Genomic DNA, 24,822 nt, shown 5'->3' on the forward strand with positions numbered 1-24,822 from the left:
TTTTTGATTTTTCTCCTTGATAAGATACTTAAACGAACTTAAAGGATTGTCCCATTCTAAATCATTATAATTCCTCAAGGTTCTAAAGCGATTCTTTGGGGCCATAATTGTTTTAGCTGTCGCTATCGATGAGGAGTTTAAATACCAGTAAGACACTGGGGAGGCTAGTTGCTAAAACTTAGAAACGTCGCCTCTTGGAAAAATATAAAGGACGCAAAAGTGTCCGTGAGGGTAAATCCCGTTTTTTTAATGGCGTTGAAATAACCAGAGTTGCTTATATGAGTCTTCTTAGAGGATATGGCTTCAGGCGAAAACACCATCAAGATTTGGCAGATGGAAATGCCGGAGGGTTCCACAGGAAGAATGACCCCAAAAGCCCTATGTTAATGCTAGATTACCCGCTTTATGACTTTCAGGCAACCGTACCTAGCTGCCCTCAAACAAGTTCTCTAGCAGTGGTGTTAGAGATTTTTGAGCAAGAGCAGTGCGATCGCTTGGTAGTAGTGAATCAACAGCAATCCCCCATCGGATTGCTGTATTCTGCCCGTTTAATCCAAAAATTATTAGTACATAGTGACGATAAAAATCTAAATTTACACCAATCACTCTCTATTTGGGGTCAAGGTTTAATTGAGCCAATACAGACAATATCAGCTTCTGAGCGTGTAGAGCAATTAGGCTTGCACTTGAGTTATGCCCAAGCCGAAAAGCAGAAGTTGGATTGGGCGCTGATTGACTCTGATGGTCAATATTTGGGGCTGCTGGATAGTTCCCGCCTGTTGCGATCGCTCGCTAAGGAACGCATGGCTGAATTACAAAATTCAGGCATCGAAAGGGCGTCTAGTGAGCAGCCGCCAAATCAACCCAAGTCATTTGGACACCAGCCACTGGTACAGTTACTAGAAAGACTGCCTTGGCCTTTGATGTTGCAAACGGGTACTGGCGAGGTGGTAGCACGAAATCCCGCCTGGTGGGAGCAATTAGGAGCCTTGAAAGATCCAGAAGGAGTTAGGCAACAGGTGGAGGCAATACTTGTCCCTAACCACTCCGAAAAACCAGAATATGCCACCCAAAGAGCCATCAAGGTTTATCCCAATGGTAGGGAGAATGAGCATGGTGGTGAAGAAGAACTAACCCAGCAAGAAGCATCACCAGATCCTGTATACAGTCGCTGCTATTTAGATAGTCAAGTAGGGACTTGTACTTGCGTTGTCGAAGTGCAAAATGGTCAAGAGCGAATCTGGCAGTTTGCCAAAATTCCCTTAGATAGTCCTGAGTTTCAAGTCATGAGTGCTGAAGCTGAGGTTGCACTCAGCGAGGATTTGTGGTTATTTTTAGCTACTGATGTGACTGAGCAGCAACAGCTTTGCAAAGAACTGGCTGCAAAGAATGCCGATTTAATTCAACTAAATCGGTTGAAAGATGAATTTTTAGCTTGTATTAGTCATGAACTCAAAACTCCCCTAACAGCCGTTTTAGGATTATCGCGGTTGCTGGTGGATCAGCAGTTGGGAGAACTTAACGAGCGTCAAGCCCGTTATGCGGGGCTGATTCATCAAAGCGGACGCCATCTGATGAGCGTGGTTAATGACATTTTAGATTTGACCCGGATGGAAACGGGACAAATGGATTTGACGCTAACTCCGGTGAAAATTCAGGCAGTGTGCGATCGCGCTTTATCAGATGCTAAAGCCATGCACACTCAAACTACCAAAACGACATCAGCCTCACCAACTCAAAACGCCCGTTCATCTGCTCCCCAATTTTGCCTTTCCATTGAACTAGGTTTAGACCAGATAGTGGCAGATGAATTGCGCTTGCGCCAGATGCTAGTACACCTACTTTCCAACGCTTTTAAATTCACCGAATTATCTGGCGAAATTGGGCTACGGGTGAGTCGTTGGGAAGGCTGGATTGCCTTTACCGTTTGGGATACAGGCATTGGCATTCCTGAACACCAGCAACACTTAATCTTTCAAAAATTCCAACAACTAGAAAATCCCCTGACTCGCCAATTTGAAGGCACTGGTTTGGGGCTGGTATTAACCCGGGCCCTGGCTCGTCTCCACGGCGGAGATGTCAGTTTCTTATCGCGTGAAGGAAAAGGTAGCCAGTTTACACTACTTCTGCCGCCCAGTCCCCCGAAAACAGGCTTTTCGGAACCAGATATGGAAATCAAAGAAGAGGAGGAAACGCGACACCAATCGACAAGGGAAAATTCCGCAGCCGTTGAGCATGTTATTACTTTCACACAGCATCATCCTGCCAGTTCGCAACGGTTGGTTTTGGTAGTCGAGGCAGTAGCGCGATATATTGAAGACTTGACCGAACAACTTAAAGGTTTAGGATATCGGGTAGTGATTGCGCGATCGGGAACAGAAGCAGTTGAAAAAGCTCGGCGCTTGCAACCAATCGCCATATTTTTGAACCCGTTGCTACCCTTGCTATCAGGCTGGGATGTACTGACTTTACTAAAATCTGACACCGCAACCCGTCATATTTCTGTAATTGTGACAGCGACGGCAGCCGAAAAGGAGCAAGCATTTGCTAACCGAGCCGATGGTTTCTTAAGCTTGCCAGTAGAGAATCACCTTTTAGCACCAGTTCTCGAAAAATTATGTACTTCACCAGCAGTTTTGCCGCAAGGGTCAAACAACAGCGCAATTGTCCCCACTAAAACCCCACTGCGAATTCTCCGGTTGGTGAATCCCCAACTGGAATCGGTCAATCCCCACCCCTCACTTCGAGAACACCGAGTGATTGAAGTAGATGACCTAGATCAAGCAGAACTTCTGGCGCGGGTATGGCAGTTTGATGTCATTTTGCTAGATGTCGAAAGTACCACCGCCCAAATTTATCTACAACAACTAATTCAACACCCACGTTTGGCGGCTATCCCACTAGTTACTTGCGATGTCGCAACTACTCTAATAGCTTCTAAAATCCCAGAATTATCTGTATTTCCTTACTTAACACCATTTGTTAGGGACAACAATAGTCGCACCGAAAACACAGATGCCTTACTATCAGTATTGGAAATTGCTTCTGGGATTTGCTGTCCTCCTAACATCTTGGTAGTGGATTTAACAATGCTGCGTGATTTACCACAGGTAAGACGCAAGCAAGTTAAGGGTTCTCGGACAGCAAAAAATTGCTCAATTAGCAGTGAAACTGCACAACGGGGGTCTGAGTGGTTCCAAGCTTTAATTCAGTACTTACAAACAGCAGGCTTCAAAGCGGCGATGAGTCCTTGCTGGGCAGAAGTATTACAACAAATTCGCCACCAAAGCGTTGACTTACTGCTAATTTGTTTAGGAGAATCCACGATCCACAAAGACGTGCTAAAAGCACTGAAAACATTGGGGGATTCGCCCGATAAATTACCACCAATTTTAGTGCTGAATCAGCGATTAAATCACCCAGAAATCAGTTTCCAGTCTGGGGTAGCTGATAAGGAAATTGACAAGCAGAAGAAGAATAGTTTGGAATCGATAGAAACTGTTGTTGGTGCGATCGCTACTCAAATATTACCGCGATCAATATCAATGGAAGACCTATTAAACCAGATTAATCATGCTTTAGCTGTCAATGGTTACAATGACAAATGTTGATAAATTCATTAGTCATTAGTCATTGGTCATTTATTCTCAAAGGACAAATAACCAATGACTAATGACAATTTATGAAATATCCATTTTTTCACTTTTCTTTTTCTTAAAAGGAACTCGAACCAAGTTATAAGCACCCTTGGTTGATAAATTCTTGTAATCATCTGGCTGTAAGTCCATTTGTAAAAACTTTTTCTGTTCAGCCAACAGCAGCACTGAGGCAGGTTTTAGTCCTTTGGCAGCCTGGTTTTTGATATGCTCGATAGCCTCTTGGGGAGATCCTAAATAATTTACATGAATGTGGCTATAAAATACTACACTAGGCTTTTTGAAGCCAAGCATGATCAATTCTTCATTTGGTTGCTTTGTTTCTAGAATGACAGCAGACAACTCCCTTAAGGGTAATTGACGTTCTCGATCAATAAAGAACGAAGCAGGTGTTAAGACAAAAATTAAAAACGCCACAAACCCGATTAAATTAATACCGATAACCTGTTTCCATTGCCGACTTAGTAATAAACCCGCAACTAAAACGGCACAAACTAGCCATATTACCCCGGCTATCACTGGTAAACCAGTTCGTTGAATTTGTTCGTGGAAGTTGCTTATAGCTGGATCAGTACCTAATATGTGGGTTATGTTAAACAGTGCTGTAGCCAGAACTGATAAAAACACTACATTTACCCAACCACTCACTCGCAGAAAAGAGGGGGAGATGGGAGGAGTGGGAGAAGAATAAACAGGAATTGTTTGCCTAGCTTCAGTATTCTGGAAGAAGTCACTCCACAACAGGGCTACTAGAATGGCTGCTGCTGGCATTAAAGGCAACACGTAGCTAGGGAGTTTGGTAACAGCAACGGTGAAAAAACCAAAAATGGTAGCAAACCAGAACCAAGCGAACAAACCAAACTGCTGAAAACGTTCAAGGGATCGCCAGTGCGATCGCTGCCAAAACTTTAATCTTACTATAGAGAGTGGTAAATACACTGAGTAGGGCGCAAAACCCAGCAGTACTACTAAAAAGTAAAAATACCAAGGTGCTGAGTGACCATTAACGACTTCTGTAAAGCGTTCTAGGTTGTGATAACCAAAAAAGGCATTAATATAATTCCAGCCATTGCGCCAAATTACTAAAGCATACCAGGGCACTGATAAACCTAAAATTATCAATACACCCACGAGAAGGCGCATTTCCCGCAACACCTCTCGAAATTTTCCTACATAAAGCAAAAATACGGTAACAATTAGCCCTGGTACAACAATTCCCACTGGCCCTTTAGTCAAAATTGCGCCAGCAATTAGCACATAAAAAGCTAAGTACCACTTATTAGGGAATAGGGCATTGGTTATTCTTTCTCCCCCTGCTCCCTCATCTCCCTTCCCTGCGTACCCTAGAAAGAAACATAACAAAGCTGATGCCATACATCCGGTGAGCAACATATCAGAGACACCGGTTCTCGCCCAAATAATAGTTTCGGGATTGAGTGCCATGAGGGCTGCTGCTATAAAAGATGTGAAGTAGCGGCGAGTAGGACGTGAAACTTGCTCTAATTCGTCTTGTTTAGCGAAGTACCACTGTATAGTGTAAAAAGCTAAACAAACTAAGGCGAAGGCTGCGATCGCTGAAGGGAGGCGTACTGCCCACTCATTCACCCCTATAATTGCATAAGCGATCGCCTGACACCAGTAAATTAAAGCAGGTTTATCGAAACGAGTGTCACCATTGAAAAATGGGGTAATCCAATCACCTGTGACGAACATCTGGCGGGAAGCTTCGGCAAACAAAGGCTCTGTCTCATCAATCAAACCAATACTGCCCAAGTTCCACCCAAAAGCTATCCAGCCAATCAATATCAACCACAAAATCGACACAGTTATACTTTGGGCTGGATTCTTTGCTATTTTGTTGAACCACTGATCAACATTGTGCTTAACACTCAACTTCATGTTCATTAGTCAATAGTCAACAATCACTACTCAATAGTCGTTGATTATCTATATTTTGTTCTTCGGAGTTTTGAATTCAACAATATTACACTTTTTCCTGTTCAGTAACGCCAGTTGTTCTAAGTCGCCAAAGAAACTTCTCCAACCCACTACTAGTCTGTCAAATACATTTTGACGGATATAAAGACATTTGAGAAACAGAAAAAACTTTTTCCCATTCTCTACTCCCTACTCCCCACTCCCCACTCCTAAATATCGATTATGGACTCAGCACTAGTTGCCATTCTCTGTTTTGGGAATTCCATTTAGGTAATTGAGTTTCGCCAACAACATAGGGGCCCCAGTAACGACGGGAACCATCTTGTGCGAAAGCAACTAAAATATCTCCCTTCTCCAGCTTCAAATTATTCTGAGGTAGGGATAAAATTAGTCCCTTCTCACTTCCTTCTTGGGGAGCAAAATCCCAATGTGCTGGTACATCATAGTTAGCCTGTTTAGTACCAGAGCCTTTTGCAAGCGATTGTCGCGCCAGTAGAGCCAACCGTACAGGCTGATTTGTTTGATTGCTCATTCGCAAAGTTCCTTGATCCTTGCCTTTGCTTGCTGATTTATCACGCTCTGCCAAGACAGGATAAGTATTCTCTTTAATATTATTATGTTCTACTTGATTGGTTGAGGTAGTTACTGGAGTAGATAGATTAGCAGAAATCCCCTTTTCAGGTGAAACGGGTGTAGAGGAAGCCGTCTCCCACTGAGTAGTTTCGGTCGGCGGTTGTGAAGATGTATCTGGGTTTGTGGACTCAAGGGATACTGTCACTCCAAAGCATCCCACCAGAGCAACAAGCAGTCCCAAGCAAAAAACTGTAACACCAATGTTACGATATACTGAGGATTTCATATTGATAGTTATTAGAAATAAATATTTTGTTTAAGCTTGACCAAATAGTAACCTATTATCCCAAAAGGGAATCATAGAAAGTAGTCTAATATAGACTTTCCTAAAATTAGTGATACTTATGTATTACAAGTATCATGTTGATTAGAAAATATTTGCAGGAAGTAATTTCCTTGATGTTTGACAAACAAGGGGTAGAGATGCCCATTGCTTTGTGTTTTGAGCGTAGGCTTGGATAAAAACAAGAAAGTAGATACCGAGCCAGCCAATTCATTTATATAAAGAAAAATTTCGTGAAACCACAAATGGCCCCAACAAGGCGTTTTTTGCCAAACCCTTAGATAAATCTAAGATGTATATTTCATCTAGCGTCAGAATAAGCAGCCTTTTAAGGCGCTAAACTTGCTTAAAGATGATATGATGTACAAATTTGAATCAACGCTGGAAACCCACCATATATCTATAATATTAACAAACAAGCTGAGGCTAAAACCAATATCCTCTTTTGAATATAGAGATATTTCAAGATATCTTGACTTTCACCCAGAAGTGTATGTGATGCAAAACACTCGTCTCAATAACTTATTCGATGCTATTACTACACGGTTGGGCCAATGGTTTTTAAATCCTTGGCGGCGGCTATCGCTGTTGATCATTAGTTTTTTGTTTGGTTTTTTTCTGGCAAACGTAGCTTCCACTACAGCAGGTCAACGAGCAGAATTAGACATTGTGGTTGCTGCTTTTTTAGTAATATTGACGGAAATTACCAGTAGGATATTTTATTATCGCAGCTTTTTAGAAAGGCGATCGCTCTTAGTAGATTCACTAAATCTCCTCAAAGTTGGTTTTATCTACGGACTGTTTCTCGAAGCCTTCAAGCTGGGATCGTAGGGTGGGAGATGAAGGAGATAAACAAGCAGTCAGCAAGAGAAGCGGCGTTAGCAGATAGGTTGAGGGCAAAAGCTTTTGGAATCACGCCGGAAAATGTCGATGAGGTGATAGAAAAGCGATCGCATTTACTAAAATCTGTCTTCCCAGCTTTTAGCCAATTCTGCCAAACTAGCCTCAAAGTCGAACCCCAGGAAATGTTACAGGTGTTGTGGGACTTGTGGCTACCTTTGGGAATCAAGCTAGCATCGCAGCGCCAACAGTTAGAACGCCCTCTAATTCAAGGAATATTGGGAGGACAAGGCACTGGTAAAACCACAATGTCTAAAGTTCTCAGCTTGATTCTCGATCAGTTGGGATACCGGACTGTGAGTTTATCTTTGGATGACTTATATAAAACTTACAGCGATCGCTTGGTTTTAACACAGCAAGATCCCCGCTTGATTTGGCGCGGCCCACCAGGAACCCACGATGTAGATTTAGGTTTAAATGTACTAGACCAAATCCGCCAGTCGCAAAGTCCTGTGATGCTTCCCCGCTTTGATAAATCTGCTTTTGGAGGTGCTGGCGATCGCACTAATCCAGAAATGGTTACAAATGTAGATATTGTACTATTTGAAGGTTGGTTTGTGGGTGTCCGACCAATTAACCCAGATGTATTTGATACTCCACCACCGCCAATTATTACAGATGAAGATAAAGCATTTGCCCGTGATATGAATCATCGCCTCCATGATTATTTACCACTGTGGGAGCGATTAGACAGCTTAATTGTGCTATATCCAATTGATTATCGTTGTTCTTTAGAGTGGCGCAAACAAGCTGAACAGCAGATGATTGCTGCGGGTAAATCGGGAATGAGCAATGCAGAGATAGAGCAATTTGTCAATTATTTTTGGCGATCGCTTCACCCGGAATTATTCATTAAGCCGTTGGTAAAAGATGCGACAGTGGTTGATATGGTGATTGAGATTCATGCCAATCATAGCTTTGGTGAAGTGTATTGCGATCGGGCTAATTCGTAATTCTTGTACAGACGCGATTACTCGCGTCTCCTATGATTTTGACGCAGATTTAGAAGCGTTACTAAATAACCAAGATAGAAGATTTGCAACTGTAGCAGCCCCAAAAGAGAACAGCGCAATAATTGCATCACGAGGTAAAACACCGTCTAACCAGCTACCCTGTATTTGAGAAACTGGAAAATCTTGATCTAAACCAATTTGAATCTCTTTAGTTTTCCCAGAAAAACGAGCTTCTATCCCCTTTTTAGGCACAATTTGTAAATGGCGTATCAGTTCAATATTTAGAGGAGTATCAGAGTTTTCTCCCATTAGAAACTGATTTGCTTTAATGTCCTGTTCCTGTCCTATCATACGGATTTTACCTTCCACAATAGTAGAAATTTTTAAATCGTCTCTGGCATCTTTACCATTTCTGTCTAAATCTAGAAATTTAACATCTTTGGTTTCTATCTTTTCTCTAAACCATTGTTCTGATTCATATTTGGGAGGTTTCGCTAGGGTAATATAAATATTGGTATTTGGTGCTATTTCTAAATTAAATTTTTTATTATTTGGATTTACAATAAATTCTAGCGGTGTTTGATTATTGGGTTGATTTGGTAATTTTAAATCTAGAAATTCATAACCTTCTACTATAACTTTGATTGGTTGTTCGCCTAAATATAAGTCTAATGTTGTATTTTGGTTATTTTTTAAGTCGGATTTAGAGTTAGATTGCAGAGAAAAAGCAAGCTGATTGCGATAAAAGTCATAACTTAGTCCAGCTACTTTTGTATTTGGTTTCACTCGAAGTTCGTCTAAGTTGATATCACTTATCGCTTGGAGATTAGCTGGAGCAATAATCCATCTACTCTCACTGTCTTTAAGCTGGATTTTTAAGGAGTCTAACTGATTAAGTTCTGGCCAAGTTTCACTTTGAAAATTGCCTGTGAAAGTTAAGGTTTGTCTGCCTTCATTTTCTATTTCTTTAATACCGTGAATATCTTGAATAAAGAGTTTAGATACTTCTCCGTTATAGGTAAAAGTCATTTCCTTAAAAATGATATTACCTTCAAATGTATGTGTACCCGGTACAATAGCGGCAAAGGTGACGATAGCCAAAGCTAAAAGTAGCAGCAACACCAACAATGAATTTCGATAATTTGAAATAGTTCGTAGTAAGCGCTTTAGCACTGAAGTGCTGACTACAAACAAAGCAACTAGATATGTTTTCAGAAAATTCAACCATTGGCGAATCTTGATGAAGCGGAAAAACTTTTGTTTGGCTTTTTGCCGAGATGCCATGATTTATTTCAACCAATTTGGGTTATGTTCAAATACTATTCGCCTTTCGATGCGATCGCTAGGTTCATCTCTTCGGTCAATATTAGCAACATAGTGCAGTTCATAGCGCCCAGATGGGGCATTGCGACCATCCCAGGTAAAAATAGTTTCACCCTTTTTCGGGTTAGGGCGGGAAGTGCTATAGATTGCTGGTTGACCTTTGGAGAGGATTTCAAAGTTGGTAAATCTTACTCTGTCTTGGGAATAAAAGACAAATTCATACTTACCCGAAGTTTGCCCCAGAATGACTGGAACATACACAGGCTGGGAACCAAGGCTATAGGATGCTACAGCACGAAGGCTGTTAGCTGGGATTCTTGCTTGCCTGAGAACGTAAGTATCCCAGCTAAAGCTGAAACGTGAACCATTATTAGACAATAACAAGTCATCCATTTGATAGTGATAATTATCTCCCAAAGATTTCACTATTACTTGAGGATTTTTACCACCACTGATGCGGGGAATTTGCACTGTCAGGGTTTTGCCAAAATTAGCAAGGTTGCGGGTAGCAATGGAAATTAAGCTCAAGCTATTGCCGCTTAATTGTTCTTCTTTGACACCTTCGCAACGGTTGGGTGGTTTGCGGCGGATATAATCAGTAGATTTAGGGTTCCCTTCTGGGCAAGAAGCAGCAGCAGGAAGATGGCTGATACTGAGGATTAATAGGCTGGCAAGAATAATTTTATAATTCATAGTTTGTTGAAGGAAAGGCGATTAATCGCGTCTGTACAAAAGGTTATTTAATGTTCCAAGTCGACAGTTGTTTTTGAATCTCAGACATGGAATAAGCAAAATTTTGGTCTTTATCTTTTCTGCGTGTAACAATAATACCTAAAAACCGATTTTGCGAATCAATTACAGGACTGCCAGAATAACCAGGTTCGAGTGCGGCTTGAGATATTTCTAATCGCTGATTGTTATAGCTACTGATTTGTCCTGATTCCATAGACCAATCTTTTTCTCTTTGAGCAGAATGACCGATGATGCGAATGGGCATTTTCGGGGTAATTGCAGTTGAGGAAATGGCTAATGGTTGGATATCTTCTGGAAGATTCTCGGTAACTTCCAAAACGGCTAAATCGAGTTGTTCGTCTACGGAAGTCATTTTGAACAGTTTGGCATTTCGCCGCATTCGCACTCGATTTGATGGCGGTGAACTGAAAAATTCGACTTGAATATTTTTACCTTGTTCATAGTCATCAAAAATGACATGACGATTAGTGAGGATTAATGTCTGGTTGTCTTCTCGCTTAATTATTATGCCAGTTCCACTCTCAGTTCCTTGGCGTTCAATACTCAGAGGAAAATTCGCAGTAATGCGTACCACAGAACGCTTAATGGGTACAGTTGGATCATCTTTAGGCAACCATTGGCGATCGTCTTCTACGCTTCCTAGTTTATTTTGTTGCTCTGTCCATAACCGATGTGCTTCTCTAGCGTTGTTACTGCCATAGACAAAATTAGGATCAATTTGTTCTGCTTTGTCAAAATGTTCAATGGCTTCTTCTAATTTCTCTTGCAGTTGCAACACTAAACCCAAAACATTATGAGCAACAGTATGAGGCGTGGTTAGAGTTCCAAAATTATCTTCTGGCAATGTTAAGGCTTTTTGAAAAGCGGCAACTGCTACATCTAATTTATTCTGCTGTATGAGCGCAATGCCTAGACCGTTATAAGCATGAGCTAAGTTGGGGTTGAGTTGAATTGCTTTTTGGAAGGCGGCAACTGCTGCATCTAATTTATTCTGCTGTGTGAGTGCAATGCCGAGATTGGCGTAAGCACGAGTATGAGCGCTTGGGGTGTCAGAATTGTCTTCTGGCAATGTTAGGGCTTTTTCAAAGGCGGCAACTGCTGCATCTAATTTTTTCTGCTGTGCGAGCGCAACGCCGAGACCGTTGTAAGCAAGAGCTAAGTTGGGGTTGAGTTGAATTGCTTTTTGCAAAGCGGTAACTGCTGCATCTAATTTCTTCTGTTGTGTGAGCGCATTGCCGAGATTGGCGTAAGCACGAGTATGAGCGCTTGGGGTCTCAGAATTGTCTTCTGGCAATGTTAGGGCTTTTTTAAAGGCGGCAACTGCTGCATCTAATTTCTTCTGCTGTGTGAGCGCATTGCCGAGATTGTAGTAAGCAAAAGCCAAGTTAGGGTTGAGTTGAATTGCTTTTTGGAAGGCAGCAACTGCTGTATCTAATTTCTTCTGCTGATACAGCGCAATGCCGAGACCGTTGTAAGCAAAAGCAAAGTTAGGGTTGAGTTGAGTTGCTTTTTGGAAGGCGACAACTGCTGCATCTAATTTCTTCTGCTGATACAGCGCATTGCCGAGATTGGCGTAAGCAAGAGCTAAGTTGGGGTTGAGTTGAGTTGCTTTTTGGAAGGCGGCAACTGCTGCATCTAATTTCTTCTGCTGATACAGCGCATTGCCGAGATTGGCATAAGCAAAAGCAAAGTTAGGGTTGAGTTGAATTGCTTTTTGGAAGGCGGCAACTGCTGCATCTAATTTCTTCTGCTGATACAGCACATTGCCAAGACCGTTGTAAGCAGTCGCCAAGTTAGGGTTAAGTTGCAAAGCTTTCTGATGAGATGCTAATGCCTCCTCTTGTTTACCTTGAGCATTTAGCACGTTGCCTATACCCACGTAAGCTTCAGCATCATTAGGGTTGAGTTGTAATACTTTCTGGTGCGCGACTAATGCTGCATCTAATTTTCCCTGTCGCCGCAAAGCATTACCCAAATTGTTATAAGCCTTGCCATTATTGGGTTCCAGTTGCAAAACTTTACGCCAAATTGTCTCCGCTTGGGAGTTATTACCAACTGTTTCGGCAGCTTCGCCTTGTTGAAATAGCTGTTCTATATTGTTTTGAGCAACTACAAGCTGGGGTGTTGTAGTCAAAGATAGAGTTAAAAATAAAGTAGTAAATATACGGTTGTGCATAATCATGCTAATACCTTCTCAGATTCTATCAGGACTCACGAAAAACTCGCCAAAAACCTGATGAATCTTTAATACATACTTGTGAACGAGTCTTTGATACTCGTGAACGAGTCTTTAATACTCGCGGACGAGTCTTTGATACTCGTGAACGAGTCTTTGATACTCGCAGATGAGTCTTTGATACTCGCAGATGAGTCTTTGATAGTCGTGAATGAGGCTTTGAACTCCGTTAACGAGTCTTTGATACTCTTGGACGCAGTTTGCAGTTGAGTTCAATATAGACCTAACCCCCAGTCTCTTCTCTACTAGCGTTGGGGAGTAAGGCTCAAAGCCTCTCAAGAGCAGGAGAAAGGTCAAAGTTTATTACATATAAAAGCGATCGCTTAAATAATTCTTACCATGCGATATATTTTTTCTTAAAGCTGACAAATTGCTTTTAAAACTTGTAGCAACCGATTTGAACGCTCTGTTTCCATTAAATTTAATTCTGGTAACAGATAATAAATCGGGGGATTTCCTTGTTCAAGATAGACAAACTGATAACTTCTACCATTTGTCACTAATCCCCAAACTGATTTTTGATTATCTAAATTTTTATAAGAGTATGTGAGTAGCTGAGGTAAACCAGTTGATATATCGACCTGACAATTTTTAGATTCAATTAACAGTATCCAAAAATATGTTTGAGGTTTTGTGTGTTTAGCTTTACTAACAGCTAAAATATCAAATCTTCCTTTAATTTTGATATCTTCATCTTCAACTTCAAGATCAGCAATATTTTCCTCCAAAACAATCTCAATAGGATAGCGATAAAAACCAGCTAATCTTAATAATGGGGCAACTGCAAGAAACTTTACCTGACCTTCAGAAACTTTTCCTGCTGTAAGGTATCTATCAAAGTCATGCTGAATTTGTTTGAGTTCCTGCTGTTCTGCCTCCGTGAGAGGTTCCAGAGATAAGTAGTTAGAAAATGATTCACTGTACTGTCTTTGAAAGCCAAACAGACGATGAAATTCTTCTAAGGATAAATTACGAGCGTTGAGAATTGTCATATATTTTTGCTTGATTATTGAGCTAGTGATTGAGATTCATGCTAATCATAGCTTTGGTGAAGTGTATTGCGATCGCACTTAAGAACGTTGATTTAAATTTTTGCAGTTTATATTATTATCAACGTTTATTTGCCAAGTCTTCTTTTAACTTCCTCAGCTAAATTTACTAGTAGCACTTCTACTTGCTCACCTGTTTTCAAATCTTTCAGCGATGACTTTTGTGCTGCTGCTTCCTCAGAACCAATAATTACACAAAATTGAATTCCTTGTTTATCTGCTAGCTGAAATTGTTTACCTAAGGGACGCTTCTCAAAATTAGTGATGACATTAATTCCAGCCTGACGCAGATGTTGCGAAACTTTTAAATAAGTTGGCATTAAATCTTCTTGCATATTCACTACCATCACCTGGGCTGGTGTTGCAGCTAAGGTACTAAGAATACCAGCTTTTAACAAGCGACTAATTAAGCGAGTTAATCCTATAGAAATACCTACACCAGGCATTTTTTCACCCAAGAATACTCCAACTAATTCTTCATATCTGCCGCCAGAGCAAATACTACCTAAAGCTTCATGCCCTAATAAGGTTGTTTCGTAAACTGTACCAGTATAGTAATCAAGACCACGCGCAATTGATAAATCAATACAGAAACGATTTTCAGCAACTCCAAGATTACGTACACCTGCAATTACCGTTTGTAATTCGGTAATTCCCAGACTTAATTGCTCGGTTTCTGCCAGATTCTCTGCAAGATGCTTGAGTTTATCTAATACTTCATCAACAGAACCATCTATTTTAATAAAATCAATAATTTTTTGAGTCTGTTCTCCTGAAACTCCCTCTTTTTCCAACTCTTGTTTTACTTTAGTTTCACCAATTTTTTCTAAATTATCAACAATACTAATACACGATTTAATTTTATCTTCAGTAATTCCTACTGACTTAAAAAAACCTGTAAGAACTTTACGATTATTGATGCGAATCAAGAAATCACCAATATTTATTGCTTCAAATATCTCAGTGATAATTGCAGGCATCTGAGCATCATAAAGCAAGTTGAGTTCACGACGAGCAACTACATCAATATCGCACTGGCGGAACTGACGAAAACGCCCATCTTTCGCTCGTTCACCCCGAAAAACTACATCCATTTGGTAGCGGGCAAAGGGAAAGGTTAACTCATTCAGGTGACGGGCAATATACGCTGCTAAAGGAACTGTTTGGTCAAATTTTAAAGCTCTTGCTTCTGAACCAGTTTCACCCGATTTATCTCTCTCGGCTTGCCGATTTGGTGGCAGGATGGGGTCAATGCCATAAATGATATTGTCACCTTGATTACCTTTAGCTTGCAGCACTTCTAAACGTTCTACAGCAGGTGTTTCGATGGGTGTAAATCCATAGCTTTCAAAAACTCTACGGATGATATCTAGCAAATATAATTCTAGACGCTTTTCACTAGGCAGAAATTCTGGAAAACCGCTAGGAGTAGAAAAGTTTATTTTGTCACCTTTTGCCATGCGTGTACCTTACTAAGTTGAAATTTGAGATGGAAGCTTAACTACTGCAAGCTGCGTCTACACAAACAAAATCCGCCTGCGCGGACTGGAGAATAATAAATAATTATCTCTGAACGAAGAAATTACTATCTTAACCGTTCTTCTTGAATTAAGGTGCGTTGAAAGATTTGATTGTTTTTAAACCAATGCCAAGTGCGGGCACGATTGTTACTATCAGGGCTAATGTAGATCATTTCGTATAAGCTCATATCTGGGTTTGTTTTATATGTAAACCGCAAAATCACAAGTGAATTATCGGCTTCCCAGGCTTCACCTTGGATGCGATCGGTGTCAAACCACAGCTTATTATCTTTATAGCTTCCTGGAAATTCATACTCTTCTTGTTTTCCATCAGACCATTTGTAGCGATTGATTTGATAGTAGGGATGAGGGCCATTTTCTGGAAATTGACAAGTTAAGTGAGACTCATACTTGTCGAGTATTTTTCCTGTTGTATCAACTACTGTATAAGTTCCTACCCAATCTCCCTCATGACGGACAAGCACCGGCATTCCTTCTCGAATATTTGACATAGCAATTCACCTTTTATTGTTCTAACATTTGGAAAAATCGAGTAAAGTAATCGGGAAAAGTTTTCGCTGTACAACCAAGGTCTTTTATTACAATGCCTAGAACCTTTAAGCCAGTGACAGCAAATACCAGTCTTCACTAAATAAGGCATTTTCTAAAATCGAGTTGTCACCTGGTGCTAAGTCCGCGATGAGTAATGCCCGATTGGTAATACTTTTAGAAACAGGAATCTCTACTGTGGCATCTATTGGGCGATTCAGAACAGGGATTGCAATGGTATCCATTTTAAATCTCTGTCCAGGTAGTCAGCTACAACTTAATTATGTTCGCATATTATGAGTGGGTAGTGGGGAAGGTTGTCAAAGATGGCTTTAATCATCGCTGGCATAACTTGAGGCGAAGCATAACGAATTCCGTTTTTCTTCCAAGCGATGCCTGCGGAGGGCTACGCCTACGCATTTCTCGTCAGCTTTTAATATTCTTGTGTATCCATACGAATATCTTTCGCCAGTTTTACCGCGTGCGATCGCTAGTTGACGGTTTTATTGTCCACGCCCTGGCTTGCAATCTGCAAAACCTAATGCCTCTGTATCGAGAAAACTTGCAATTGCCATCTCAATAACTGCTTCGATTGGATATTCAATTTCAGTAGCACGAGCAATTAGAGCGGCGCGAATTCGTTCAGGTAAGCATCCTAAAATAACTTCGGCATCATTAGGGGAAAGTTGCTCTTGGGATTTTGCTTGCATCGCTTTACTACCATTTTTCTTCCAAGCTAAGGCGTTCCTCGTCGGCTTCTAAAGGCTAAGTTAAGCGGTGGCTAGTATCCGTTGTATCACCACAAATATCCTTTACTCGTCCACTCCAACGTGTTGTTATACCGGGCTTCCGCGACAAGTTCACGACTTCTCTGCCGCTTTCTGCTTCCTTCTTACGTAAGTCTGCGAATATTGCATCTAAATCATAGTTGAAAGACTTCGCATACTCTTCACGGATTTGGTGGATCTCTTCGACAATCTCATCTGTCCACATAACCTAATATCCCATTAGTTCGTTGGGTGTGCAAAGGATAGGCAATACATAGCCAAAATCAAGGCTAATCTCCGCTAACTTACCCTGGATTTGAGCATTAGCAATATGTTTACAATTCCACGTTAACAGATAATCCATGCCGTGGACGGTTGCGGCGGCAATGTGAATAGCATCTACCTTTGCTTTCGGAGGCAGATTACTTTGGGTTAGAAATTGAATAGCTAAACTTTGTACGGCTTGATTCAATGCCAATAAAGGAAAGTCTTGCAAAATTTCCAGTCGTTGAGTGGCGATCGCTGTATCTCCCTTAGCTACTTCGTCTAAAACAGCCTCCGAAGTGTAAAGAGTGAATTTGTTTCGACGAAAGTCCCACCAGTCCCGTGTTGTTTCGATATTGGCAGCAATAATCAGGTTTTTGGTCGATCTGGCTGTCAGATAACCAATAACACTGGTTTCAATATAGACGGTTTCACTCACAGCACTTTCTAAATTTTATCTGCCCCTCATCCTACAGCATTTAAACTTTACTTTAAGGGTTTACAGGGGATAGTCATTTTCAAGCCCTTCCCAAAGTTGAGCCACCGGGATAGTTTGCCCAGTCATGGCTTCGTGCCAAGCTTGCCGGAAATCTGCTAAGACTTCTGCTTGAGATTGATTATTTAAAACTTCCTCTTCTGGAATTAGAATAATAACTTCTACACGACTGTTTTTATCTGTTATGAGAAACCACTGTCCCATGTATCACTGTATCGTCCTGACTAATGAACCACCAACAGCATACACGGCATCATAACCAATCCTTTCTGCCCAAATTGCTGCATCAGGCTGTTTGGCTTGCAAACGACGGCTTGTTACCAACAAATCATCACCAATTTCATATTCACCTGTTTCAACATTGATGGAAATTAATTTGCCAATATTCTCTACTGTCTCAACTTGGGAACGGATATGTTTTTCGTAGAATTCTTTACCACGTTGGATAATTTCTTCGTCACTTAGTTTCGGATAAGACATACAGGCAAGCTTTCAAGTAAAGCATTTGATCGCCCTATTTATTATAGTGTGTAACTTATTGTTAAACGACAAGGAAACCAGCAGCGATGCCTGTCATCTCATATTCCCAGCTGTCTTTGCCATACTTCAACATTACGCCACTGACCAAGTAAACGAACAGACTTGTGTTCTGAACGAATGAACTCGTGTTCTGAACGAATGAACTCGTGTTCTGAACGAATGAACTTGTGTTCTGAACGAATGGACTTGTATTCTGAACGAATGAACTCGTGTTCTGAACGAATGAACTCGTGTTCTGAACGAATGGACTTGTGTTCTGAACGAATGGACTTGTGTTCTGAACGAATGGACTTGTGTTCTGAACGAATGGACTTGTGTTCTGAACGAATGGACTTGTGTTCTGAACGAATGGACTTGTGTTCTGAACCAATGGACTTGTGTTCTGAACGAATGGACTTGTGTTCTGAACGAATGGACTTGTGTTCTGAACGAATGGACTTGTGTTCTGAACGAATGGACTTGTGTTCTGAACGAATGGACTTGTGTTCTGAACGAATGGACTTGTGTTCTGAACCAAAACTATGAAAGTTCTTCCAGGTGCTTTGGTTATATTGGTTATAATAGACGAAACTGTGGCAGAGGCGATGTCTACGACGGGCTACGCCTACGCCATTGGTTACAGTAATGAATTGCATAGTGATGATGGCATTGGTCACTCCCCAGTCTCAAACCACCAAGGGTCATTTGTCGCGTTAGTTTTTATCAAAATAGCTTTTTTTCGCATGAACCGTTTCAGTGCCGCCGCACCCATGCGTGACCCTCCCAAACCGGAGAATTTGAAGGCGTTTTTCTCTCCTTCGTGCATGATGGCAGTTAATCCAGCATCGTTGATACTAATAGCACCTGCATCAATCTGTTGGGCAATTTCTAAGGCTTCTGTTTCTGAGGCAAACACAGCAGCACTTAATCCATAAATTGAGTCGTTCGCTAAAGATACTGCTTCCTCTACTGTGGAAAAAGGCATCACTGGCATAATGGGGCCGAAAGTCTCTTCGGTCATCACTTTCATGGAATGATTAACCTGGGTGAGAACTGTCGGGCGACACCACCAACCCCCACCTAAATCTTCAATTACACCGCCACAGTGAATTACTGCTCCCTTTTCCACTGCATCTAAAAGATGGTCGCTAATAATTGCTGCTTGTTTTTCGGCAATGATTGGGCCAATTTCTCCACTTTCTACTGTGGGGTACGCTAGTTGAAGGCGATAAGCTTTGGCTACTAATTGATGGTAAAACTTTTCAAATATCGATTCAGCAACATAAATTCGCTCAATTGATAAGCACGACTGTCCGGTGTTTACGACCGAACCCCACAATATTGCTGAGGTTGCTAATTCTAAATTGGCTGATTCTAAAACGATCGCAGGGTCTTTTCCTCCCAATTCTAAAAAAGCCGGAATAAACCGTTTAGCAGCCGCTTCAGCTACTTTTCGCCCCGTTGCTACACTGCCTGTAAAGCACACTAAATCTACATTGTCAATCAAAGCAGATCCAGTTTCGCCTGCTCCTTCCACAAAAGTTAATACGTCGCGTAATTCAGGAACGGCGCTGATTGCTGTTTTCAGTGGTGCTACGAAGCGGGGAGCAATTTCACTGGGTTTAACAATGACAGCGCAACCCGCCAGTAATGCCGGAATGGTATCAATAGTAGACAGCAATAGCGGAAAATTCCACGGGCTAATTACCCCAACTAGGGGATAAGGAACGGATGTTTGTTGCAAAGCAATAAATGGAATTGCTGTGTTTTTAGCAGAGTCTTGCAGCAATTCCGGCGCTAACTTACACCAGCGATCAATGCTAGAGAGGAAGGAGTCTATTTCTAATACTGAGGTCGATAATCTTCCCGTATCATTTACCAAAGCCTCCATCAAGCGATCGCGTCCTGATAATATCGCTTCCTTCCATTGCTGTAAGGCTTCAATTCTCCCCTCTAAACCCAGTTGCTGCCAGCTAACTTGCGCCCTGCGGGTACGCTTACATTGCTGTGCCAGCAGCCTTGGAGGCGGCGGGATAATTACGTAGTCAAATTTGCCAGTTCGAGGATTGCGGACTTCTATTGTTTTTGTCATTGGTCATTTGTCATTTGTCATTTGTCATTGGTCAATAATTAATAGTTATTCTTCCCCTGCTCCCTCTGCTCCCTCTGCTCCCTCTGCTCCCCCTGCTCCCTCTGCTCCCCCTGCTCCCTCTGCTCCCCCTGCTTCCCACTCCCCACTCCCCAATTCAAATAATTCCCAGTTTGGCTAACCGCTCAATGGTGGCTTGCTGCGTTTGGAGGAAGTGTTTGCGGTCTACTTCTCCCTCCAGCATAGTATTAGCTGGGTAAAAGTGTGATTGGCGATAACTTTCGGCGTATAGTTCAAATCGCTGGCGTGAAAGTAAATTATTTAACCCTGGTCGGCGGCGATCGCGGCGTAATGCTCCTAAATCAATCTCTGCAAATGCTGCCATGCTCTCACCTGCACCTGTTTCTGCTATTACAATTCCGCGATGGTCAATGATTTTAGAGCCACCATCAGCCGAAGCAATGGGGATAGCAATATTAGCGATGCCTGCGGTATTAGCTGAAACTACATAAGCCATATTTTCAACGGCGCGAGTGATTTTTGCTGCGTCTTTGGGGGTGAGGTTTTTGTTATATACTTCCGAAGTGGAATGAACAAAAATCTCTGCTCCTCGCATTGCCAGACATCTCGCCACTTCTGGATACAAAATTTCTTCTGATGCTAAAGCTGCCAAATTACCGATCGCTGTTTTGGCTACGGGAAAAACTCCCTCTAAACCATAGCAGTCAAGATATTTATCCCAAACATCATGGGGTGTGGGAGCAAATAAAGAATTTAGCCGGCGATATCGCAAGACGATTGAGCCAGAGGGGTCAAGAATAAAGCAGGTTTGAAAGTACAATCCGGGAAAGTTGGGGTCAACTTCGTAGGCGTTACCAGCTAAAAAGATTTTATGCTTTTGGGCGATTTTACCAAGTGCGTCATACTCAGCACCAGCCATTTCTATACAAGCTTTTTCTGCCCATCCTGCTAGAGTATCTCCCATCGGGAAACCAGTGAGGAAATATTCTGGTAGTACAATTAAACGACAATCGAAGCCGATGAAAGCGATACTGGCTGCAATTTGTTGCGCTAGGCGGTTGATGGAGTTTTGCATGAGCGATCGCGCTTGTTGGCGTAGGCGTAGCCCGCCGGAGGCATCGCTTGTTTGGTTGACTGCATCACAGGTAATTTGCAGCGCTAAAGCTCGGAATGAATCGAGATTATCGGTGTTATTGTCCAAAATTCCTCACCAAATGCTATAGATGCCTATGGCGGGCTACGCCTACGCCACCCCAGAGATATCGTACAGGTTTATTTGTCAATTCCGATCCAAGGACTTTGTTTTTGTCGCCGCAAATTTCCAGTTGTTCGGGCTTTGTTGAAGCTTTTTCCTTAAATGTTATCGATCTGAGGTCGAATTGATTCTGACTTCTGAATTCTTCTTCAATTCTGATCTTTGGATAAACTTAATTTAAATAAATAACTCCAGGTAGAAGAAAGAATGTCAAATTTCCCCGATCGCACAGAGTCAAACACTGATAAAGTTTTACTCATTGGAGTTACTGGCGGCACAGGTGGAAATGTCGTTAAGGGATTTCTCGAACAGGGAGTTACCAACCTGCGAGTCATTACTAGAGAAATTGACCTTAATCGTCCAACTCTTGCAAAACTCAACGATGCTGGAGTTGAACTGGTAAAAGCCAACCTCGACGATGAAATCTCCCTCATAGAAGCCTTTACAGGAATTTCGGCTGTTTACTGCCACGCTACTTCTGCGGACTCCGCTAAAATTGACCCGTTAGAGGTGGAGAGAGCAAGGCGAGTTGCACAAGTAGCTAAACAGGCTGACATTAAGCACTTTGTCTACAATTCCGCAGGTGGAGCAGACAGGAATTCAGGAATCCCCCGCATAGAGCAAAAGTATCAAGTAGAGAAAATTCTCAAAGAAGCTGGCTTACCGACTACCATGTTGCGAGCCTGCTTGTTTATGGAGGAGTTTTGGAAGAAGTACACGCGACCTTCCATTCTCAAAGGTAGTTTCCCATTTTCCATTCAACCAAACAAGCCCCTTCATCTAATTACAACAAAGGACATGGGCCGCGTTGCTGCTTACGTCATTAAACATCCCACTAAGTATATTGGTCAAGAAATTGAGCTAGCTGGCGATGTGCTGACTCCTCTTGAGATGGCAGAGGCATTCTCTCAAGCGCAGGGGATGAAAGTTGTTTATAAAGAGACACCCGCCTGGATTTTCTTACTCTTGCTGCAAAAGGAACTGTTCGATTTGATTCAGTGGTATCGCAAGCAAGGTTATCAAGCCGATGTCCAGCATTTACGAGAAGAAGAGTTTCCTGAAATTCTGACCACATTTAGGGAATTTTTGGCAGAAACCAACTGGGCAAATACGCAACTTACCTACGAAAGCCTGTGATCGTAAGTATACTGTGGCAGAAGTAGATGGTTATGGAGTTTTGCATGAGCGATCGCAATGACAGTTTATCAGTCTATGATTTCTCATTTAGATACCTTTGCCCTTACTCCAAAATAAGTAATTTTACTGTAAATTCATAGAAAATAGATTTTATTATACTTAATTATAAAAATAAAAATAATTTTATGAGTAAATATAGACAAATCAGAGTAAAAACAAATACTAATAAGTTAGTTCTTTTGTTATTAGTATACCTATGGCTTTTGATTTAGATGAAAAGTTTCAACTAGACATAGCTCAAATGAATTTAAAAAAAGTACATACAGTAATATTTAGTTTACATAACCCAAAAATTCCTTTTGTAATTTGGTTACTAGAGAACCCTAATAGTCCATTGGCCTTACCTGGAAAAATTAGTCTGCGTCATCATGATTATATTCACATACTTTTAGGTAGAGGTCTTTCTCCTCAAGATGAAGCTTTTGTAATTGGATTTACAATGGGTAATGACTTAAAGACTAATCAACTACATTTATTCATTTATAAAACTTTTGCTAAATTTATATATCCATATCCTTACAAATTCTCTTCATTAGATTTAATAAATTTTAACTTTGGTTTTATATATGGCAGAAAAATTAAAATTAAACAAATAAATGAGATTAACTTTGAATTTTATCAAGATGAGCCTATAAAAGATTTGAGAAATATTTTTGGAATTAATCCTTATGATATAAAACTTATAGGAGAGGATTGAATTTAATTAATCCTAAATGACTATATATCTAAAAAATATTATCAAAATGCACCTTTACCTTTCTAAGAAACTGAGATTCGTTCCCTCTCAAATAGTAAGTATAACTTTACTGCTAACATTAATCTTATTTATTCCTCAGATTTGCCTCAATTGGCAAGCATATTATAACTTTAACAGTATTACTAAATATGAATTTAAACTCCAAATACTGAGTGATGAAATTACTTATCTTGATGAAGTCTTAACGATGTCAGCACGCATGAATGCTGCTACAGGAAAATTTATTTGGGAAGAACGGTATCGTCAATTTGAACCTAAACTTGATTTTGCTATTAAAGAATCTATTAAATTGGCTCCTAAAGTATATGAAAATGAGGATGCTAAAAAAGTTGATGCTGCTAATCAACGCTTAGTAGAAATGGAATATCAATCTTTTGAATTGGTTAAAAAAGACAAAAAAGAGATAGCACAAATATTACTTTCTAGCCGTGAGTATGAAAATCAAAAACAAATTTATGCTGATGGTGTTGCCAAAAGAAAGCGTAATATCTCACTTCAGTTACAGCAAAAAGTTGATGATTATTACAAAAGAATGTTTTGGGCAATTTTAGAATCTATTATAAGTTTAGCAATGCTGATTCCAGCGTGGCTTTTAGTATTGCACTTATTACAGCAATACTTAAAAGCTAAAAAAATTGCTCAAGCCGCCTTAGAAGAAACAAATTATAGATTAGAAACGCAAGTTGCAGAGAGAACTGCAAAACTAAAACACAAAAATAATCAATTACAACAGACACTGCAAGAATTGCAACACGCCCAAGTACAACTGATTCAAACTGAAAAAATGTCTTCATTAGGTCAGCTAGTTGCTGGTGTTGCTCATGAAATTAATAATCCAGTTAATTTCATTTATGGTAATCTGGTGCATGTTAGAGAATATAGTCAGGATTTACTAAGTTTAATTAACCTGTATCAACAACAAAAATTTAATTATAATTCAGAACTAAGTAGTCTGATTGATGAGATAGATTTAGAGTTTATTATTGATGATCTGCCGAAAGTTTTATCTTCAATGGCAGTTGGTACTGAACGCATTCGTGAGATTGTGCTAACTTTGCGTAACTTCTCGCGTCTTGATGAAGCAGAAATGAAACCTGTTGATATTCATCAAGGAATTGATAGCACTCTATTAATTTTAGAATATCGTCTTAAAGGAAAGCATAAACAGCAGGAGATTGCAATAATCAAAGATTATGGTGATTTGCCTCTTGTTGAATGTTATGCAGGAGGACTAAATCAGGTATTTATGAATATTTTAAGTAACGCTATTGATGCTTTATATGAATGGGAAGAAGAGTGTTTATGTTTAAAAGGAGAGGCTAAAAAACACTTTAGCTCTATTATTATCCACACTCAAGTTAAGAATAAAGAGTGCGTGCTTATTAGTATTAAAGATAATGGGCCAGGAATACCAGAAGAAGTTAAGACTAAATTATTTGATCCTTTTTTTACTACTAAACCTATAGGTAAAGGCACTGGCTTAGGATTATCTATTAGTTACCAGATTATAGTAGATAAGCACAAGGGAAAAATCGAGTGTATTTCTGCACCTGGTAAGGGTACAGAGTTTTTAATTGAGATTCCTATCAAGCAGACGCGGTAAGCAAATATATCGACTGTGCAGCATTTTTCTCTATCTGTTCTTGCTTCCTTGCTCTTGTTCA

23 protein-coding genes are annotated in these 24,822 nt (G+C 40.7%); 6 read left to right on the plus strand and 17 right to left on the minus strand.

Features of this window, described 5'->3' with window-relative positions:
- The first annotated feature begins 278 nt into the window (after positions 1-278).
- Positions 279-3,611 carry an ATP-binding protein gene (locus RMZ43_RS08190; RefSeq protein ID WP_416212439.1) on the plus strand — a complete coding sequence of 1,111 codons (3,333 nt, stop codon included), beginning with the start codon at positions 279-281 and terminating at the stop codon, positions 3,609-3,611.
- A gap of 69 nt (positions 3,612-3,680) precedes the next feature.
- On the opposite strand, the gene RMZ43_RS08195 is transcribed toward RMZ43_RS08190, so the two are convergent.
- Together RMZ43_RS08195 and RMZ43_RS08200 are read right to left on the minus strand one after the other, a co-directional pair.
- The gene (locus RMZ43_RS08195) at positions 3,681-5,561 is read right to left on the minus strand and encodes an ArnT family glycosyltransferase (protein ID WP_322653811.1); all 1,881 of its coding nucleotides are present in this window, start codon (positions 5,559-5,561) and stop codon (positions 3,681-3,683) included.
- Between the two features lie 253 nt (positions 5,562-5,814).
- Entirely contained in the window at positions 5,815-6,453 is a 639-nt protein-coding gene (locus tag RMZ43_RS08200; protein ID WP_322653810.1) for a hypothetical protein, read from the minus strand.
- Positions 6,454-7,008: 555 nt separating this feature from the next.
- Here RMZ43_RS08200 and RMZ43_RS08205 point away from each other — a divergent pair.
- A complete protein-coding gene (locus RMZ43_RS08205) occupies positions 7,009-7,341 on the plus strand; it encodes a DUF565 domain-containing protein (protein ID WP_322651470.1) in 333 nt (110 codons plus the stop codon).
- Between the two features lie 8 nt (positions 7,342-7,349).
- Complete coding sequence (locus RMZ43_RS08210) at positions 7,350-8,363, plus strand: glycerate kinase (RefSeq protein ID WP_322653809.1); 1,014 nt, start codon at positions 7,350-7,352, stop codon at positions 8,361-8,363.
- A gap of 30 nt (positions 8,364-8,393) precedes the next feature.
- Here RMZ43_RS08210 and RMZ43_RS08215 read toward each other — a convergent pair whose 3' ends face one another.
- The 15 genes from RMZ43_RS08215 to RMZ43_RS08285 form a co-directional block, all read right to left on the minus strand.
- Positions 8,394-9,485 (minus strand): hypothetical protein, encoded by a 1,092-nt coding sequence (locus RMZ43_RS08215; protein WP_416212441.1) that lies wholly within the window; start codon positions 9,483-9,485, stop codon positions 8,394-8,396.
- A 165-nt stretch (positions 9,486-9,650) separates the two neighbouring features.
- Entirely contained in the window at positions 9,651-10,379 is a 729-nt protein-coding gene (locus tag RMZ43_RS08220) for a hypothetical protein (RefSeq protein WP_322653807.1), read from the minus strand.
- 43 nt (positions 10,380-10,422) lie between these two features.
- Positions 10,423-12,615, minus strand: a complete 2,193-nt coding sequence (locus RMZ43_RS08225; RefSeq protein WP_428850708.1) for a tetratricopeptide repeat protein — start codon at positions 12,613-12,615, stop codon at positions 10,423-10,425.
- A 416-nt stretch (positions 12,616-13,031) separates the two neighbouring features.
- Complete coding sequence (locus RMZ43_RS08230) at positions 13,032-13,667, minus strand: restriction endonuclease subunit R (protein ID WP_322653559.1); 636 nt, start codon at positions 13,665-13,667, stop codon at positions 13,032-13,034.
- A gap of 125 nt (positions 13,668-13,792) precedes the next feature.
- Positions 13,793-15,184 (minus strand): histidine--tRNA ligase, encoded by a 1,392-nt coding sequence (hisS, locus tag RMZ43_RS08235; protein ID WP_322653560.1) that lies wholly within the window; start codon positions 15,182-15,184, stop codon positions 13,793-13,795.
- Positions 15,185-15,309: 125 nt separating this feature from the next.
- Positions 15,310-15,756: a DUF3598 family protein gene (locus RMZ43_RS08240; protein ID WP_322651460.1), complete on the minus strand. Its 447-nt coding sequence runs from the start codon at positions 15,754-15,756 to the stop codon at positions 15,310-15,312.
- Positions 15,757-15,861: 105 nt separating this feature from the next.
- Positions 15,862-16,038, minus strand: coding sequence for a hypothetical protein (locus RMZ43_RS08245; RefSeq protein WP_428850709.1), 177 nt, complete (start codon positions 16,036-16,038; stop codon positions 15,862-15,864).
- 258 nt (positions 16,039-16,296) lie between these two features.
- Entirely contained in the window at positions 16,297-16,503 is a 207-nt protein-coding gene (locus RMZ43_RS08250; protein ID WP_322653561.1) for a hypothetical protein, read from the minus strand.
- Between the two features lie 55 nt (positions 16,504-16,558).
- On the minus strand, positions 16,559-16,786 hold the full coding sequence (locus tag RMZ43_RS08255; RefSeq protein ID WP_109007171.1) for a hypothetical protein: 228 nt from the start codon (positions 16,784-16,786) through the stop codon (positions 16,559-16,561).
- A 3-nt stretch (positions 16,787-16,789) separates the two neighbouring features.
- A complete protein-coding gene (locus RMZ43_RS08260; protein ID WP_322653562.1) occupies positions 16,790-17,263 on the minus strand; it encodes a type II toxin-antitoxin system VapC family toxin in 474 nt (157 codons plus the stop codon).
- A gap of 60 nt (positions 17,264-17,323) precedes the next feature.
- On the minus strand, positions 17,324-17,524 hold the full coding sequence (locus RMZ43_RS08265; protein WP_322653563.1) for a hypothetical protein: 201 nt from the start codon (positions 17,522-17,524) through the stop codon (positions 17,324-17,326).
- A gap of 3 nt (positions 17,525-17,527) precedes the next feature.
- On the minus strand, positions 17,528-17,800 hold the full coding sequence (locus RMZ43_RS08270) for a hypothetical protein (protein WP_069069588.1): 273 nt from the start codon (positions 17,798-17,800) through the stop codon (positions 17,528-17,530).
- A 61-nt stretch (positions 17,801-17,861) separates the two neighbouring features.
- On the minus strand, positions 17,862-18,377 hold the full coding sequence (locus RMZ43_RS08275; protein ID WP_428850710.1) for a hypothetical protein: 516 nt from the start codon (positions 18,375-18,377) through the stop codon (positions 17,862-17,864).
- A 135-nt stretch (positions 18,378-18,512) separates the two neighbouring features.
- A complete protein-coding gene (locus RMZ43_RS08280) occupies positions 18,513-19,931 on the minus strand; it encodes an aldehyde dehydrogenase family protein (RefSeq protein ID WP_322653565.1) in 1,419 nt (472 codons plus the stop codon).
- Between the two features lie 154 nt (positions 19,932-20,085).
- Complete coding sequence (locus tag RMZ43_RS08285) at positions 20,086-21,150, minus strand: nitrilase-related carbon-nitrogen hydrolase (RefSeq protein ID WP_322653566.1); 1,065 nt, start codon at positions 21,148-21,150, stop codon at positions 20,086-20,088.
- Positions 21,151-21,411: 261 nt separating this feature from the next.
- Here RMZ43_RS08285 and RMZ43_RS08290 point away from each other — a divergent pair, with 261 nt between their 5' ends.
- The 3 genes from RMZ43_RS08290 to RMZ43_RS08300 all read left to right on the plus strand — a co-directional run bounded on the left by RMZ43_RS08290 (position 21,412) and on the right by RMZ43_RS08300 (position 24,761).
- The gene (locus RMZ43_RS08290; protein ID WP_322651604.1) at positions 21,412-22,341 is read left to right on the plus strand and encodes an NmrA family NAD(P)-binding protein; all 930 of its coding nucleotides are present in this window, start codon (positions 21,412-21,414) and stop codon (positions 22,339-22,341) included.
- Between the two features lie 256 nt (positions 22,342-22,597).
- Positions 22,598-23,098 carry a hypothetical protein gene (locus RMZ43_RS08295; RefSeq protein ID WP_322653567.1) on the plus strand — a complete coding sequence of 167 codons (501 nt, stop codon included), beginning with the start codon at positions 22,598-22,600 and terminating at the stop codon, positions 23,096-23,098.
- A gap of 46 nt (positions 23,099-23,144) precedes the next feature.
- Positions 23,145-24,761, plus strand: a complete 1,617-nt coding sequence (locus RMZ43_RS08300; RefSeq protein WP_322653576.1) for a sensor histidine kinase — start codon at positions 23,145-23,147, stop codon at positions 24,759-24,761.
- The last annotated feature ends 61 nt before the right edge of the window (positions 24,762-24,822 follow it).

Origin of the sequence: Nostoc sp. CmiVER01 (assembly GCF_034531135.2) — a bacterium.
Classification (GTDB): Bacteria; Cyanobacteriota; Cyanobacteriia; order Cyanobacteriales; family Nostocaceae; genus Nostoc.

Excerpts from the sequence above, each read along its gene's own strand:
- RMZ43_RS08190 (WP_416212439.1), top strand. The coding sequence starts at position 279 with ATGAGTCTTCTTAGAGGATATGGCTTCAGGCGAAAACACCATCAAGAT.
- RMZ43_RS08195 (WP_322653811.1), bottom strand. The coding sequence starts at position 5,561 with ATGAACATGAAGTTGAGTGTTAAGCACAATGTTGATCAGTGGTTCAAC.
- RMZ43_RS08200 (WP_322653810.1), bottom strand. The coding sequence starts at position 6,453 with ATGAAATCCTCAGTATATCGTAACATTGGTGTTACAGTTTTTTGCTTG.
- RMZ43_RS08205 (WP_322651470.1), top strand. The coding sequence starts at position 7,009 with ATGCAAAACACTCGTCTCAATAACTTATTCGATGCTATTACTACACGG.
- RMZ43_RS08210 (WP_322653809.1), top strand. The coding sequence starts at position 7,350 with ATGAAGGAGATAAACAAGCAGTCAGCAAGAGAAGCGGCGTTAGCAGAT.
- RMZ43_RS08220 (WP_322653807.1), bottom strand. The coding sequence starts at position 10,379 with ATGAATTATAAAATTATTCTTGCCAGCCTATTAATCCTCAGTATCAGC.
- RMZ43_RS08225 (WP_428850708.1), bottom strand. The coding sequence starts at position 12,615 with ATGCACAACCGTATATTTACTACTTTATTTTTAACTCTATCTTTGACT.
- RMZ43_RS08230 (WP_322653559.1), bottom strand. The coding sequence starts at position 13,667 with ATGACAATTCTCAACGCTCGTAATTTATCCTTAGAAGAATTTCATCGT.
- hisS (WP_322653560.1), bottom strand. The coding sequence starts at position 15,184 with ATGGCAAAAGGTGACAAAATAAACTTTTCTACTCCTAGCGGTTTTCCA.
- RMZ43_RS08240 (WP_322651460.1), bottom strand. The coding sequence starts at position 15,756 with ATGTCAAATATTCGAGAAGGAATGCCGGTGCTTGTCCGTCATGAGGGA.
- RMZ43_RS08245 (WP_428850709.1), bottom strand. The coding sequence starts at position 16,038 with ATGGATACCATTGCAATCCCTGTTCTGAATCGCCCAATAGATGCCACA.
- RMZ43_RS08250 (WP_322653561.1), bottom strand. The coding sequence starts at position 16,503 with ATGCAAGCAAAATCCCAAGAGCAACTTTCCCCTAATGATGCCGAAGTT.
- RMZ43_RS08255 (WP_109007171.1), bottom strand. The coding sequence starts at position 16,786 with ATGTGGACAGATGAGATTGTCGAAGAGATCCACCAAATCCGTGAAGAG.
- RMZ43_RS08265 (WP_322653563.1), bottom strand. The coding sequence starts at position 17,524 with ATGGGACAGTGGTTTCTCATAACAGATAAAAACAGTCGTGTAGAAGTT.
- RMZ43_RS08270 (WP_069069588.1), bottom strand. The coding sequence starts at position 17,800 with ATGTCTTATCCGAAACTAAGTGACGAAGAAATTATCCAACGTGGTAAA.
- RMZ43_RS08280 (WP_322653565.1), bottom strand. The coding sequence starts at position 19,931 with ATGACAAAAACAATAGAAGTCCGCAATCCTCGAACTGGCAAATTTGAC.
- RMZ43_RS08290 (WP_322651604.1), top strand. The coding sequence starts at position 21,412 with ATGTCAAATTTCCCCGATCGCACAGAGTCAAACACTGATAAAGTTTTA.
- RMZ43_RS08295 (WP_322653567.1), top strand. The coding sequence starts at position 22,598 with ATGGCTTTTGATTTAGATGAAAAGTTTCAACTAGACATAGCTCAAATG.
- RMZ43_RS08300 (WP_322653576.1), top strand. The coding sequence starts at position 23,145 with ATGCACCTTTACCTTTCTAAGAAACTGAGATTCGTTCCCTCTCAAATA.